Annotated in this window: 12 protein-coding genes; 8 read left to right on the top strand and 4 right to left on the bottom strand. The window is 46.7% G+C overall.

From position 1 onward, the window contains the following. Positions 1-225 precede the first annotated feature (225 nt). Positions 226-1,815: an L-aspartate oxidase gene (nadB, locus tag ACTQ53_RS14945; protein ID WP_294968885.1), complete on the bottom strand. Its 1,590-nt coding sequence runs from the start codon at positions 1,813-1,815 to the stop codon at positions 226-228. A 151-nt stretch (positions 1,816-1,966) separates the two neighbouring features. On the opposite strand from nadB, the gene ACTQ53_RS14940 reads away from it, so the two are divergent. The 5 genes from ACTQ53_RS14940 (at position 1,967) to ACTQ53_RS14920 (ending at position 7,002) form a co-directional block, all read left to right on the top strand. Further along, positions 1,967-2,386 carry a PH domain-containing protein gene (locus tag ACTQ53_RS14940; protein WP_441933885.1) on the top strand — a complete coding sequence of 140 codons (420 nt, stop codon included), beginning with the start codon at positions 1,967-1,969 and terminating at the stop codon, positions 2,384-2,386. 28 nt (positions 2,387-2,414) lie between these two features. Further along, positions 2,415-3,692, top strand: a complete 1,278-nt coding sequence (gene dacB, locus ACTQ53_RS14935; protein WP_294968895.1) for a D-alanyl-D-alanine carboxypeptidase/D-alanyl-D-alanine endopeptidase — start codon at positions 2,415-2,417, stop codon at positions 3,690-3,692. Between the two features lie 22 nt (positions 3,693-3,714). Then, positions 3,715-4,968, top strand: coding sequence for a mechanosensitive ion channel domain-containing protein (locus ACTQ53_RS14930; RefSeq protein WP_294968898.1), 1,254 nt, complete (start codon positions 3,715-3,717; stop codon positions 4,966-4,968). A 158-nt stretch (positions 4,969-5,126) separates the two neighbouring features. After that, positions 5,127-6,176 carry an A/G-specific adenine glycosylase gene (gene mutY / locus ACTQ53_RS14925; RefSeq protein WP_441933882.1) on the top strand — a complete coding sequence of 350 codons (1,050 nt, stop codon included), beginning with the start codon at positions 5,127-5,129 and terminating at the stop codon, positions 6,174-6,176. Between the two features lie 37 nt (positions 6,177-6,213). Further along, positions 6,214-7,002, top strand: coding sequence for a DNA/RNA non-specific endonuclease (locus ACTQ53_RS14920; protein WP_441933880.1), 789 nt, complete (start codon positions 6,214-6,216; stop codon positions 7,000-7,002). A 128-nt stretch (positions 7,003-7,130) separates the two neighbouring features. On the opposite strand, the gene rbr is transcribed toward ACTQ53_RS14920, so the two are convergent. The 3 genes from rbr to ald all read right to left on the bottom strand — a co-directional run bounded on the left by rbr (position 7,131) and on the right by ald (position 10,729). After that, positions 7,131-7,673 carry a rubrerythrin gene (gene rbr, locus ACTQ53_RS14915; RefSeq protein ID WP_294968906.1) on the bottom strand — a complete coding sequence of 181 codons (543 nt, stop codon included), beginning with the start codon at positions 7,671-7,673 and terminating at the stop codon, positions 7,131-7,133. A 156-nt stretch (positions 7,674-7,829) separates the two neighbouring features. Next, positions 7,830-9,458, bottom strand: a complete 1,629-nt coding sequence (locus ACTQ53_RS14910) for a Na+/H+ antiporter NhaC family protein (protein ID WP_441933878.1) — start codon at positions 9,456-9,458, stop codon at positions 7,830-7,832. A 164-nt stretch (positions 9,459-9,622) separates the two neighbouring features. Next, positions 9,623-10,729, bottom strand: coding sequence for an alanine dehydrogenase (ald, locus tag ACTQ53_RS14905; protein ID WP_349226753.1), 1,107 nt, complete (start codon positions 10,727-10,729; stop codon positions 9,623-9,625). A gap of 213 nt (positions 10,730-10,942) precedes the next feature. On the opposite strand from ald, the gene ACTQ53_RS14900 reads away from it, so the two are divergent. Genes ACTQ53_RS14900 through trxA form a run of 3 tightly spaced genes read left to right on the top strand, consistent with a single transcriptional unit; the run spans position 10,943 to position 13,666 of the window. Then, positions 10,943-11,650 (top strand): SIMPL domain-containing protein, encoded by a 708-nt coding sequence (locus ACTQ53_RS14900; protein WP_441933875.1) that lies wholly within the window; start codon positions 10,943-10,945, stop codon positions 11,648-11,650. A gap of 52 nt (positions 11,651-11,702) precedes the next feature. Then, complete coding sequence (locus ACTQ53_RS14895; RefSeq protein WP_441933873.1) at positions 11,703-13,112, top strand: hypothetical protein; 1,410 nt, start codon at positions 11,703-11,705, stop codon at positions 13,110-13,112. Positions 13,113-13,129: 17 nt separating this feature from the next. Next, on the top strand, positions 13,130-13,666 hold the full coding sequence (trxA, locus tag ACTQ53_RS14890; protein ID WP_441933871.1) for a thioredoxin: 537 nt from the start codon (positions 13,130-13,132) through the stop codon (positions 13,664-13,666). Positions 13,667-13,698: the final 32 nt, after the last annotated feature.

Genomic DNA, 13,698 nt, shown 5'->3' with positions numbered 1-13,698 from the left:
TTACGTTCGGGCTACGCCCTCTCTACAGGGCACACAACTCTATCTGCTTGCAAAGGTAATCATTTTCCATCAGTTTTCCACCTTTCTGTGTCTACTTTTTGAGGGGCAGCAAAAGTGTAGTCATCAATGTCATTAAGGATTTGAGCTTTCATATAAGCAAAGAAAAAACCGCTAGGATATCGTGTGAGAATATCCTGGCGGCTTTATATGGTAGCTTAAAAAACTTTATTTTTTGTCGTAAGCGTGAACAGGGTAGTCGATGGTATAGTGAAGACCACGGCTCTCCTTGCGCTCGATAGCCATACGGGTGATGAGATAGCCCACGTTGATCATGTTGCGGAGCTCGCAGAGCTCCTTGCTCACCTTGACACGCTTGAAGAGATTCTCGGTCTCTTCGTAAAGAAGGTCGAGGCGGTCCCAGGCACGCTTCAGGCGAAGGTCGCTGCGCACGATGCCCACGTAGTTGCTCATACATTCGCCAACTTCCTTGACGCTCTGGGTAATCAATACCTTCTCCTCGTTGGTCAGGGTACCCTCGTCGTTCCATGCAGGAACCTTCTCATTGAAGTCGTATTCATCCACATGCTCCAGACTGTGCTTGGCAGCAGTCTCGGCATATACCACAGCTTCGATGAGAGAGTTGCTGGCAAGACGGTTGCCACCATGCAGACCGGTGCAAGAGCACTCGCCCAAGGCATAGAGGCGGTTGATGCTTGAACAGCCGTTCAAATCTACCTTGATACCACCACACATGTAGTGAGCAGCAGGACGAACCGGGATATAATCCTTAGTGATGTCGATGCCGATACTGAGACACTTGGCGTAGATATTTGGGAAGTGATGCTTGGTCTCCTCAGGATTCTTATGGGTAACATCCAGGCAGACATGATCCAGACCGTGAATCTTCATCTCCTTATCGATGGCACGGGCCACGATGTCGCGAGGAGCCAGGCTCAATCGCTTGTCATATTTCTCCATGAAGCTCTCGCCGTTAGGCAAACGCAAGATGCCACCATATCCACGCATAGCCTCGGTGATGAGGAAGGCAGGATGAGTCTCTCCTGGATGATAGAGAGCTGTAGGGTGGAACTGTACGAACTCCATATCGGCTACGGTTCCCTTGGCACGGTAAACCATCGCCTCACCGTCGCCGGTAGCGATGACAGGGTTGGTGGTAGTCTGATAAACAGCACCACAACCACCGGTACACATCACGGTAACCTTGCTCAGATAGGTATCCACCTTCTGGGTTTCAGGATTCAGAACGTAGGCTCCGTAACAGTTAATATAAGGTGTACGGCGAGTAACACGGGCACCCAAGTGGTGCTGGGTGATAATCTCTACTGCAAAATGATTTTCCTTGATATCAATGTCTGGGCAGTTGCGTACAGCCTCCATCAGACCGCGCTGGATTTCAGCACCCGTATCATCGGCGTGATGAAGAATGCGGAACTCGCTATGTCCGCCCTCACGATGAAGATCGAACTTGCCGTCCTGCTGCTTGTCGAAGTTGACACCCCATTCCACGAGCTCCTTGATCTGCTCCGGTGCCATGGTGACAACCTGCTTCACTGCCTTATAATCGCTGATATAGTCACCAGCAATCATCGTATCTTGTATGTGCTTGTCGAAGTTATCTACTTCCAGGTTGGTAACTGACGCAACACCACCTTGTGCAAATGAAGTGTTCGCCTCATCGAGAGAGGTTTTGCAGATCATGCACACTTTACCTTTATGCGCTCTGGCTACTTTCAGGGCGTAACTCATACCGGCAACTCCTGAGCCGATAATCAGAAAATCATACTTATAAACCATGTGAGTTTATTCTAATAATGCTTAATTGTTTGCAAAAGTACTAATTTCTCTTTAATAATGAGTAAAAAGAGACGGATTTTTTGTAATTTTGCACCGAAATTTATGGTAATATAGTCTTTAAGACTATCAAAATGACAAATATTAACAAGATATGGCAGATAGAACTTTTCATAAACGCTTTACATTGACTGCCCGTTTGGGGGTGGCTGTCTTTGCATTTTTGGCAGGCTATTTCTTCTGGGTGAAGATGGCGATTATCGGCATTTTCCTGGCCATTGTCATCGTGGGCATGATAGAGCGTATTCTGAATACTACTTATACCTTTAAGAAGATAAAACCTATCGACCGGGATGATGAGATGGAGTATCTGATCATCAACGAAGGAAGGTTCTCGTCCAACAAGAATGTACCGGTCTGCGACATCATAGATGTGCATCCGATGAAGACTTTTATGGGACTGGACAGGTGTGTAGTGATAGAATATGGTCATAAGAACATGGTGGCCGTTCAGCCTGATAATGAAGAGGCTTTTGAGAAAGAAATTAAGAAACGGCAAAGAAGTGAAGAATGAGGAACGAAGAGTGAAGAATTCAATTGTGATGGAAAAGATTAAATATATGATGTTGAGCCTGATGATGGCGATGGTTGTTGCATTGCCAATGCAGGCTCAAGATGTGAATGATGACGAGGTGGTAGAATCGCAGGACGAGACAGAATTGGCTGATTCTACCTTGATTGACTCCCTGGCTACTGATACCCAGAAGTTGCCTTGGCCTGTCTCGGTTCAGGTTGGTCTGGACAAACTCCTGGAGAGTAAGATGTTCGAGACATCGCAGGTGGGATTGATGGTATGGGACCTGGAGGCCGATTCCTGTATCTACAAGAGAAATGAGCGACAGCTGATGCGCCCGGCTAGTACAATGAAGCTCCTGACTGCTATTACGGCATTGGATAAATTGGGCGGTTCTTACCAGTTTAAGACGACTCTCAAGTATACTGGAACCATAGAAAATGGAGTCTTAACCGGCGATGTTTATTGTATCGGTGGCATGGATCCCCGTTTTAACAGCGATGATATGGCAGCCTTTGCCAATGGGTTGAAGGAGATGGGCATCGACACCATCCGTGGCAGTATTTATGCAGACCGTTCTATGAAGGATGCTACTCTGTTGGGCGAAGGATGGTGCTGGGATGATGACAATCCGGTGTTGTCGCCTTTGGTATTCGCCCGTAAGGACATCTTTATGGATAGATTTCTGGCAAAACTGGAGGATGTAGGTATTCTCTACGAAGGGATGTATTCTACCATAAAACCTTGTCCGGCTAATGCTTTTACCATCTGTACCCGTTTCCATACAATGGATCAGGTGCTGCATAAGATGATGAAAGACAGTGATAATCTCTATGCCGAGAGTATGTACTATCAGATAGCTGCCTCTACCGGCAACCGGTCAGCCAGTGCCAAGAGTGCCAGAAATGTGGAACGACAGTTGATTAGAAAAATTGGACTCGATCCGTCCCGTTATAAATTGGCTGATGGTTCCGGGTTGTCTTTGTATAATTATCTGAGTGCCGAACTGGAGGTAAAATTGCTGCGTTATGCTTATAAGAATGATAATATCAAGGAGCATTTGATGCAGTCACTGCCTATCGGGGGAGTGGATGGCACGTTGAAGAGGCGAATGAAGAATAGTTTTACTCATGGTAATGTAAGGGCAAAGACTGGTACTTTGACGGGTATCATCTCACTGGCTGGATATTGCAAGGCTGCCAATGGTCATGAACTTTGCTTTGCCATTATTAATAATGGTATCATGCATGGCAATAATGCCCGTAATTTTGCAGATAAGGTTTGTACCTTGCTCTGTCAACCGTAATTTAGTTAAGACTTAATAGTTTATGGAAGAAATTCGTAAGTTTGTAGATGAAATGATAACATGGGCCGGTGTCACAGGTGATTATGTGCCTATGCTTCGTCATATTTTGCTTACCGTCACCGCTTTCTTGCTGGCGATGCTGAGCGATTTCCTATGTCGGAAGATATTGGTTCCGTTGATATCCAAGATAACGGAGAAGACGGAGGCGTCTTGGGATGATGTGCTTTTCAACAAGAAGGTGCTTACTTCTGCCTGCCATATCGTTCCCGCCGTAGTTATCTGGTCGCTCATGCCGCTTATCTATCTGGAATATCCGATATTCAAGGAGATTCTGGAGCGTGCTACGGGTATCTATATCGTAGTGATGTCGGTACGTACGGCTTTGGTTTTCATCGGTTCTTTCAAGGGATTGGAGAATGGGGATGAGCGCCGTTCTTCGGCTCAGCAGTATTTCCATACCGTCTGCGGCGTACTTCGAGTGTTGATGCTCTTTGTGGCTGGAGTGGTTGTGGTTGCTATTTTGCTGGGTAAGAGTCCGATGACCTTGTTTGCCGGCTTGGGTGCTACTTCTGCTGTCTTGATGTTGGTGTTCAAGGATACCATCCTCGGTCTGGCTGCCGGTGTGCGACTCACCAGTAATGATATGCTGCACAAGGGCGACTGGATTACCGTGAAGTCGGTGGATGCCAATGGTATTGTGGAGGATATGTCGCTTACTACCGTAAAGGTGCGTAATTTCGATAATACCATCGTTACCATTTCGCCAGCTACCCTGGTGAATGGTTCGTTCCAGAACTGGATTGGTATGCAGAAGAGTGGGGGAAGAAGAGTAAAGCGAATTGTTTATTTCGATTTCCGCAGCATCCGGTTGGTAGATGAGACTTTAAAGCATACCTTGCTTGCCAAGCATTTCGCCACAGAGGATTCCTTTAAGTTGAAGGAATCTCTTCAGAAGGCGATAGAAAAGGATATAGAGGCGGGAAAGGATATAGAGGATCTGAAGAATCCTGCTGCCCTGGCTCCAACCAATCTTCAGCTTTATCGCAGGTTTATGGAGAAATATCTGCGTCAGCGCCCTGAGGTGAATACGGAACTTACCTTGATGGTTCGTCACATGGAAGCTACCCAGTGTGGTCTTCCTATCGAATTCTATTTCTTCATCAAGGATAAGGTTTGGGTCAATTACGAGCATATCCTCGCCGATATCATGGAACATGCCTATGCGCTTGCCAATGAATTCGGTCTGAAAATTTATGAGCAATATCCGGAACAGTAATTACTTTGAACATTGAGATTTGAACTTTGAACTTTATGAATAGTTACTGTTTCGGCGGATTTGCAATCCGCCGCCGTATGGATAACTATTGCGGATTTGTAATCCGCTAAAAGGACCGAAGCAAGAAAGTAACGCCCTGTAAGGGCAAAAGCATAATAATGATCAATAAATCTTTTTTTTCAACAGAAATACTCCGTTGGTTTCGTGAAAACGGCAGGGATTTGCCTTGGCGTGAAACCCGCGACCCTTATGCCATCTGGCTGAGCGAAATCATCCTTCAGCAAACCCGCATAGTCCAAGGTTGGGAATATTGGGAACGGTTCATGCAAACCTATCCCAAGGTAGAAGACCTGGCTGCAGCCAGCGAGGATGATGTCTTGAAACTCTGGCAGGGTTTGGGGTATTATTCCCGTGCCCGCAATCTTCATGCTGCTGCCAAGCAGATTGTGGCTCTCGGTTCTTTCCCCAACACCCTTGACGGCATCAAATCCCTGAAGGGAGTAGGCGATTATACCGCTGCTGCCATCGGCTCTTTCGCTTTCGATATTCCGGCAGCTGTGGTTGATGGCAATGTCTATCGGGTGCTTTCCCGATACTTCGGTATTGATACTCCCATCAATTCAACCCAGGGGAAAAAAGAGTTTGCTGCTCTGGCGCAATCGCTCTTGCCTGCATCCGATGCGGCATCCTATAATCAGGGAATGATGGATTTCGGTGCGATTCAATGCACTCCCCAGTCTCCGAAGTGCCTGCTCTGTCCGCTTGCCGAAACCTGCGAGGCTTTGCGTAGTGGCAGGGTAGAGGAACTGCCTGTCAAGAACAAGACCGTGAAGGTGAAGACCCGCCATCTCTCCTATATATATATAAGGTGTAAATCTTCTGTGGCGGATGGTTCTGAAATTCCAGAACCGATGATAGCCATCCATCGACGTGGCGAAGGGGATATCTGGCAGGGATTATGGGAGCCTTATAATATTTCGGATGTCAAGGAACTTCCTTCTTTCGTGAAGAATCCGATATTATTGGCTAAAGATGTCAAGCACGTTCTGACTCATCGCATCCTTCTTGCCGACTTCTATCTCCTGGAAACTGACTGCCGTCCTCAACTCCCAGATGATTACATCTGGATCAAGGAAAGTGAGATAGAAGACTATGGGGTTCCGAGACTGATAGAAATCATGTTGGAAAAGATTAATCCAGCAGAATAGGATAAATACATAATAATCTCTTCATATAGAATTAAAGATGATTCAATTCAATAAGAAATTGAGAGGATGGCTGCTGCTTGGCATCATCGCTCTGCTCTCTACTTTGGGCTTGTCATCCTCTATGTTGCCGGCAGCACAGGGGGATGCACCGGGGATAGAAATCCCCGTTTCCAAGAAAAAGGTATCGCAAACCATCAGAAAGCGTTTTGCCTATACCGTATCATATAATCACGATACCCGTCAGCCTAATTGGGTGGCATGGTCATTGACCCGCGCTCATGCTTCAGGAAAGTTGAAGCGTGGCGACTTTGAGGATGATATGGATATGCCATCACCTAAGGGAATGAAGGCAGATTACTACAACAGCGGTTATGATAGGGGTCATCTCTGTCCGGCTGGCGATAACAAGTGGAATCAGAAGGCTATGGACGAGTGCTTCCTGATGACCAATATGTGTCCCCAGACCCATGCCTTGAATGCGGGTGTCTGGAATAGTATCGAACAGCAGTGTCGTACCTGGGCAAAGAAATACGGTAAGGTATATATCGTATGCGGTCCGATATTCCTGAATAAGCAGCATCGCAAACTGGGTAAGAACAAGGTGGTGGTGCCTGATGCTTTCTTCAAGGTAATCCTCCGAACTGGCAAGAATCCGCAAGCCATCGGTTTTATCTGTCGCAACCAGGGAGCTACCGGCTTGCAGAAAAAGGACTTCGTCAACTCGGTAGATGAGGTGGAGCGTATCACCGGCTACGACTTCTTCTCCAAACTTCCTGATAACATCGAGAAAAAGATAGAGGCAAAAGCCGATATCAACCAGTGGTAAAAAAGAAAATCCCCTGATGCATATCTTATTGCATCAGGGGATTTTTATCTGGTTCTATAGGAAGTCTTCTATATGATAGGTTCTATGTTATAATCCTATCCTATCGTTCAATTTCCTGTAATAGAATCTTAGTAGTTCTGAGCCTCAATCTGGAAGTAGCTTTGTGGGTGGTTGCAGACAGGACAAATCTCTGGAGCCTGCTTGCCTACTACGATATGACCGCAGTTAGAGCACTGCCAGATGCAGTCGCCGTCACGAGAGAAGACGAGCTTGTCCTGCACGTTCTTCAAGAGCTTGCGATAACGCTCCTCGTGGTGCTTCTCGATTTCAGCCACCATCTCAAACTTGGCAGCAATCTCCTCGAAGCCTTCCTCGTGAGCTTCCTTTGCCATGCGTGGATACATTTCTGTCCACTCATCGTGCTCACCATTGGCAGCAGCCTCCAGGTTCTTCTCTGTATCCTGGATAGCACCGCCCTCCAGGTACTTGAACCACAACTTAGCGTGCTCCTTCTCGTTGGCAGCTGTCTCCTCAAAGATGTTGGCTATCTGAACATAACCGTCCTTCTTAGCCTTACTTGCAAAATATGTGTATTTGTTACGAGCCTGTGACTCACCAGCGAATGCCTCCTGGAGGTTCTTCTCTGTCTTTGTACCTTTCAATTCCTTCATAATGTCTACTTTTATAATATTAATATGTTCTTTATTAAATTCTTTTGCAAAGAAAATGCAAACGAGCGCAATGAAAGCTTGCTTTCAAATTGCCGAGTGCAACTTTTTTTATGCAAAGATATTAAAAATATTTTCAATATTCAAATAAATTAAGAACTATTTAACTATTTGGCGCTTATTTAAATAAAATAAAGCAAAACCGAGCATGGCAACACCGAAGATCCACGAGATGATGGCACTGGTTACCATTCCCAGCGTATGGGTGAAACCTGCTACGATGAATGTCAGGAAGCTGACGGTAGCTACAGTCAAGGCATAAGGCAACTGAGATGAAACATGATGCACATGCTTGCACTGGGCTCCGGCACTCGCCATGATGGTGGTATCGCTGATAGGTGAGATATGGTCGCCACAGACAGCACCTGCCATGCAGGCAGAGATGGAAATGATGCGCAAAGGGTCGGCCCCTGGGAATACTGCGATACAGATAGGTATCAGGATACCGAAGGTTCCCCAGGATGTACCTGTGGCGAAAGCCAGGAAGGCAGCAACTAGGAAGATGATGGCTGGCAGGAGCATCTGGAGTTCAGAAGCGCTGCTTGCCACTACGCTAGATACATATTCTGCTGCACCCAAGGAGTCGGTCATGCTCTTCAGGGTCCATGCCAGGGTAAGAATCAGAATGGCTGGTACCATCGCCTCGAAGCCCTTGATCAGACTACTCATCGCTTCATCGAATGGTAAGGTCTTGCGAGCTGTAAACATCACGATAGTTAGAATCAGGGCTGCCAATGAACCAATCACTAGACCTATAGAGGCATTGCTGCCTGCAAAGGAATCTACGAAATTCATATAGTTGGCATTGTTGGCATCAAAGAAACCTCCCGAATATACCATACCTGCCATGCAGAAGATAATCAACATAATGATTGGAATCACAAGATCGCTCACAGAGCCTTTGCTCTTGGATGATTCTTCCTGCTTCGCTCCCACACCATGCTCCACGATCTGTAGCTTGGTATCGCTCACCTCGTCGAGCTTTCCTCCGTTGGTGCGTTCATACCATTCTTTGAGTCTTGCGTCATATTTGCTCATCGCCTTGAAGTCGAAGCCCAAGATCACGATGCCAAACATAAAGAGGATGGTGAAGAATGCGTAGAAATTATAAGGTATCGCCTTGCAGAAAAGTGCCAGTCCGTTCTCGCCTCCCGATACGAAGCCCGATACTGCTGCTGCCCAACTGGAGATTGGGGAGATGATGCAGACTGGAGCTGCTGTGGAGTCGATGAGATAGGCAAGTTTCTCCTTGGTTACGCCGTTGCGCACTGCGATAGGGCGCATCACAGAACCTACGGTAAGGCAGTTGAAGTAATCATCGATGAATATCAGTATACCGAGCAGAATGGTGGCAATCTGCACACCAATCTTCGACTTTACGTGCTTGGAAGCCCATCGGCCGAAAGCCGCAGAACCGCCCGCCTTGTTCATCAGTGAAACGATGCTGCCCAATACCACCAGGAATACCAGAATGCCTACATTCCATGGGTCGGAAAGGCAATGTATCAAACCGTATGCCTTGGCATCATCGCCTTCACCTACAGTGTGGTTGGTCAGGTGAACGAGGAATCCGTCGAATCCTGTTCCCATCGAAATACAATATTGAACGGCACCCAGTATGATACCGATAAAAAGAGAAGAATAGACCTCCTTCGTCTTCAGCGCCAGAGCGATGGCGACGATGGGAGGCAGTAACGACCATGCGGTCCCAATCATGTTGTAATCCATTTATTATTAATATGTTTTTAAATTTTTGAATATTCCCTTGCAGAATCGCTGCCCACGAGTCTATCTTTATCATTGGAAAGGCACACAAAAAACATCATAACTTTTAAACCCAACGGAATCGAAGGGCTTAAAAGTTATGTTTCATGAATTTATAATGCGATCTCCTATAATACCATCTCTTCGTATTCCAATCCGAAGACATCGGCAACCGCCTTGAATACTACCTTGCCATTCACGATGTTCAATCCCCGATACAAAGCCTTGTCTTCCTTGCACGCCTTTCGCCATCCCTTGTCGGCAAGAGCGAGGGCATACTTCAGGGTGGCATTGGTCAAGGCGATGGTTGAGGTATGAGGCACGGCTCCCGGAATGTTGGCTACGGCATAATGCACAATGCCATCTACCATGAATGTCGGATCGGAATGGGTGGTTGGATGAGAGGTCTCGAAGCATCCTCCCTGGTCGATAGCCACATCCACCAGTACGGTGCCAGGTTCCATCAACTTCAGCATGTCCCTGGTAATCAGGTGTGGAGCTTTGTCTCCCGGAACGAGTACGCTGCCCACCACGATGTCTACATCTGAAAGTTCTTTTCGGATGTTGTGCTCATTGGAGTAGAGGGTGTGCGCATTGATCGGCAATTCCATCTCCAACTGGCGAAGACGAGGCAGACTGATATCGGTAATCCACACATCAGCGCCTAATCCTGTTGCCATTCTTGCTGCAGCTTCTCCCACGGTTCCACCGCCTAGAACGAGAACCTTCGCACGGTTCACGCCCGGCACACCGCTGATCAGCTTACCCTTGCCGCCCTTGGTCTTCTGCAGATAGTAGGCACCATTGATAATCGCCATTCTTCCTGCTACCTCACTCATCGGAATGAGCAGTGGCAGATGATGGTTGTCGGTTTCTACCGTCTCGTAAGCCAGGCAGACAGCACCACTCTTGATCATGGCATCGGTGAGCTCTCTGTCGCAGGCAAAATGGAAGTAAGTAAAAACAAGCTGATCCTGATGGATGAGTGGATATTCCTCGGCGATAGGTTCCTTCACCTTGATAATCATCTCAGCCTCGCGATACACACTCTGGATGTCGGGCAGGATCCTGGCTCCTACCTTCTCATACTCTTCATCAGCAAAACCACTGTTCTCGCCAGCAGTATGCTGAACCATCACTTCGTGACCATGTCGAATAAATTCGGCAACTCCGGCAGGAGTCATTCCCACACGGTTCTCATTATTCTTGATTTCTTTTGGAATACCTATCTTCATGATGTTATGTTTTTAAAGGTTATACATCATTTTAACGGGATAAAGATAGTGAAAAAATCAATAGGTTGTATCGTTTGTATAGAAGATTTAACATATCTTTCTTGCCTGGTTAAGATTAGAACATAAAAAAGATTAAAAAAGATGGCTGCTATCATCTTTTTGCTTATCTTTGTCCTCGTAAGCATTTCAAACTTAATAAATGGAGGACTTATTATGAATGTCAATACGGGTATCAAGCAAGCAGTGATCTTAGCCATAGGCATTATCGTGCTTGGATTTTGTGTCAAGTCTGGACTTGAAAGTGTGATTGCCAAAGACCGCAAAGTGGTGGTGAAAGGATTGGCAGAAAAGGAAGTTGAGGCTGATAAGGTGACATGGCCTATCGTTTCCAAGGAAATAGGCAATGACCTGCCTGAACTCTATCAAAAAATCAACGCTACCACCAGTACCATCCGTCAGTTCCTGCTGGCAAATGGTGTGAAGGCAAGTGAAATTAATGTCAATGCGCCTGTGGTCATCGACCTCAATGCTGAGCGATATGGAGAAAACCGCCAGGGGTATCGTTATAACATCACGTCGATTATCACCGTTACTTCGCATAACGTGAAACTGGTTCGCGGCATCATCGCCCGTCAGGGTGACCTGCTCCAGAAGGGCGTCGCTATCGTGGATGGTGGCTACGAGAATCCGGTGAAGTATGAATATGTTGCTTTCCGACAGATGAAACCTAAGATGATGCAGGAGGCAATAGAGAATGCAGAGAAGACTGCTTCACAGTTTGCCGAAAACAGCAAGAGCAAGATTGATAAGATCATGAATGCCGACCAGGGACAGTTCTCTATAGAAGACAGGGATTCGAATACACCTTATATTAAAAAGGTGAGAGTGGTGACTACGGTTACCTATTCCTTGAAAGACTAGTAAAAATCTGGTAATCGGAAAAATCTAGTAATTATATATATCAATGTACGAAATGAAAAAAATGATTTACATGGTGATGGCGCTTGCCTCACTAAGCTACTCAACCCAGACTATGGCGCAGTCACAGGGATTGCAGAAAAAGGTGAATGCCTACTTCCTGCAGTCGCTCAAAGCGCAACAGAAAGCATTGGAGAAAGACGGTAAGGCAGAATTCGCTAAAAACACACCTCTTGACACCAAACTCCATGCCGCTATTGACGGCAAGGATATCGCCAGCTACCAGAAGATGGTCTGGACAGCATGGTGTGATGCCAACAAGAACCTGCAGGAAGAGAAACTCATCGAGCCTGAAGATTTGAAGTTGGAAAAAAACAGCTCCTGGAATCTGCCTCAGTGCCTGGAGCCTAATGCCGTGATGCCTTATTATTATGGTAAGAAGGGAATGGCTGCTGACGGTAAGTTCCCTCTCTTCCTGTATGTTCACGGATCGGGACCTAAGGACCATGAGTGGTCAAATGGCATCAAGCTCGGTCTGAGCTTCCAGGATTCTCCTTCCATCTATTTCATTCCTCAGATTCCTAACGAGGGTGAATATTATCGCTGGTGGCATCTCTCTAAGCAGTATGCTTTCGAAAAACTGATTCGCCAGAACCTGGTAAAGGGTGAGGTGGATGCCAACCGTCTCTATGTATTCGGCATCAGTGAAGGTGGATATGGAAGTCAGCGTCTCGCTTCCTTCTATGCCGACTATTGGGCTGCAGCGGGTCCGATGGCTGGTGGTGAACCTCTGAAGAATGCGCCTGTGGAAAACTGTGCCAACATCGGTTTCTCGTTCCTCACGGGTGCTGATGATACCGGTTTCTATCGCAACGACCTGACCTGGTACACCCAGGTGGCATTCGATTCTGCGCAGTTGGCTCGCCCATTGTCAGTAGATAAGACTCCAATCTTCCGCCATCGCATCCAGCTCTTGCCGGGTATGCAGCATCACATCACTTATGGTCTGACTACTCCTTGGCTCAAGCAGTTTGTTCGCAATCCATATCCTAAGACCGTACTTTGGGAGGATTTCGAGATGGATGGAAGACATCGTTCCGGTTTCTACAACCTGCAGGTGCTGGCTCGTCCATCAGAGCAGAGAACTTACTACGAGATGGATATCGACAAGAACGTGGTTTCCATCAAGGTGAGCAATGTGGATTATACCACTATCTTGAAGGATAAGCAGTGGGGCATTGATCTGAAGTTCAACCGCAGCTATTCTGTAGCAACAGGTGGAAGGCTGAGAGTTTATCTCAACGACCAGTTGGTTAACCTCAATGAGCCTGTAACCATCATGGTAAATGGCAAGCAGGTATTCCATGGTATTGCCAAGGCTGATTTGCAGGCAATGGTGAACAGTTGTGCGGAATACTTCGACCCATGTCGAGTATATCCTGTTGCAATCGATTTGGCTTATTAATTTTAAAGAATGATTAGATGAAGAAAAATGTTTGTTTATATGCCATGATGGCTTTAGCCTTTATGGGATGTTCGCAAAACAACAAGAAACAGGAAGGCATCTCAAAGGGGCTGCCTTCTCGTGTTGAGTCTGAGAGTAAGGCTGAGAAGGTTGGTCAGTCAGTAGCTGGCAGTAGTAATCAGTCTGCTTCTGTTGGAAAGGTGCAGGTGCTTACAGCTTCCGATTTCAGGAAGAAGATTATGGATTACGAGTCTCATCCCGATGAGTGGGTGTTTGCAGGCTCCCGTCCTGCCATTATCGATTTCTATGCCACCTGGTGTGGACCTTGCAAGATGATGGCTCCCATGGTAGAATCTCTTGCCGGGAAATATGCCGGCAAGATAGATTTCTATAAGGTGGATATCGACCAGGAACCCGAACTGGCTTCCGTCTTCGGCATCCGCAGCATCCCTACCTTCCTCTTCATTCCGATGAAGGGCAATCCCACTATACAGATGGGTGCCATGCAGAAGGAAGATTTCGAGGAGATTATCGGGAAAATGATGGGGAAGTGATAAATGGTGATTTACTGCATACTTATAAGTAG

Source organism: Prevotella sp. Sow4_E9_plate (assembly GCF_052116205.1).
In the GTDB taxonomy this organism is placed as follows: domain Bacteria; phylum Bacteroidota; class Bacteroidia; order Bacteroidales; family Bacteroidaceae; genus Prevotella.
This window is presented reverse-complemented; position numbering and strand designations above follow the sequence as displayed.

Excerpts from the sequence above, each read along its gene's own strand:
- ACTQ53_RS14910 (WP_441933878.1), bottom strand. The coding sequence starts at position 9,458 with ATGGATTACAACATGATTGGGACCGCATGGTCGTTACTGCCTCCCATC.
- nadB (WP_294968885.1), bottom strand. The coding sequence starts at position 1,815 with ATGGTTTATAAGTATGATTTTCTGATTATCGGCTCAGGAGTTGCCGGT.
- ald (WP_349226753.1), bottom strand. The coding sequence starts at position 10,729 with ATGAAGATAGGTATTCCAAAAGAAATCAAGAATAATGAGAACCGTGTG.
- rbr (WP_294968906.1), bottom strand. The coding sequence starts at position 7,673 with ATGAAGGAATTGAAAGGTACAAAGACAGAGAAGAACCTCCAGGAGGCA.
- ACTQ53_RS14940 (WP_441933885.1), top strand. The coding sequence starts at position 1,967 with ATGGCAGATAGAACTTTTCATAAACGCTTTACATTGACTGCCCGTTTG.
- ACTQ53_RS14900 (WP_441933875.1), top strand. The coding sequence starts at position 10,943 with ATGAATGTCAATACGGGTATCAAGCAAGCAGTGATCTTAGCCATAGGC.
- ACTQ53_RS14930 (WP_294968898.1), top strand. The coding sequence starts at position 3,715 with ATGGAAGAAATTCGTAAGTTTGTAGATGAAATGATAACATGGGCCGGT.
- trxA (WP_441933871.1), top strand. The coding sequence starts at position 13,130 with ATGAAGAAAAATGTTTGTTTATATGCCATGATGGCTTTAGCCTTTATG.
- mutY (WP_441933882.1), top strand. The coding sequence starts at position 5,127 with ATGATCAATAAATCTTTTTTTTCAACAGAAATACTCCGTTGGTTTCGT.
- ACTQ53_RS14920 (WP_441933880.1), top strand. The coding sequence starts at position 6,214 with ATGATTCAATTCAATAAGAAATTGAGAGGATGGCTGCTGCTTGGCATC.
- dacB (WP_294968895.1), top strand. The coding sequence starts at position 2,415 with ATGGAAAAGATTAAATATATGATGTTGAGCCTGATGATGGCGATGGTT.
- ACTQ53_RS14895 (WP_441933873.1), top strand. The coding sequence starts at position 11,703 with ATGAAAAAAATGATTTACATGGTGATGGCGCTTGCCTCACTAAGCTAC.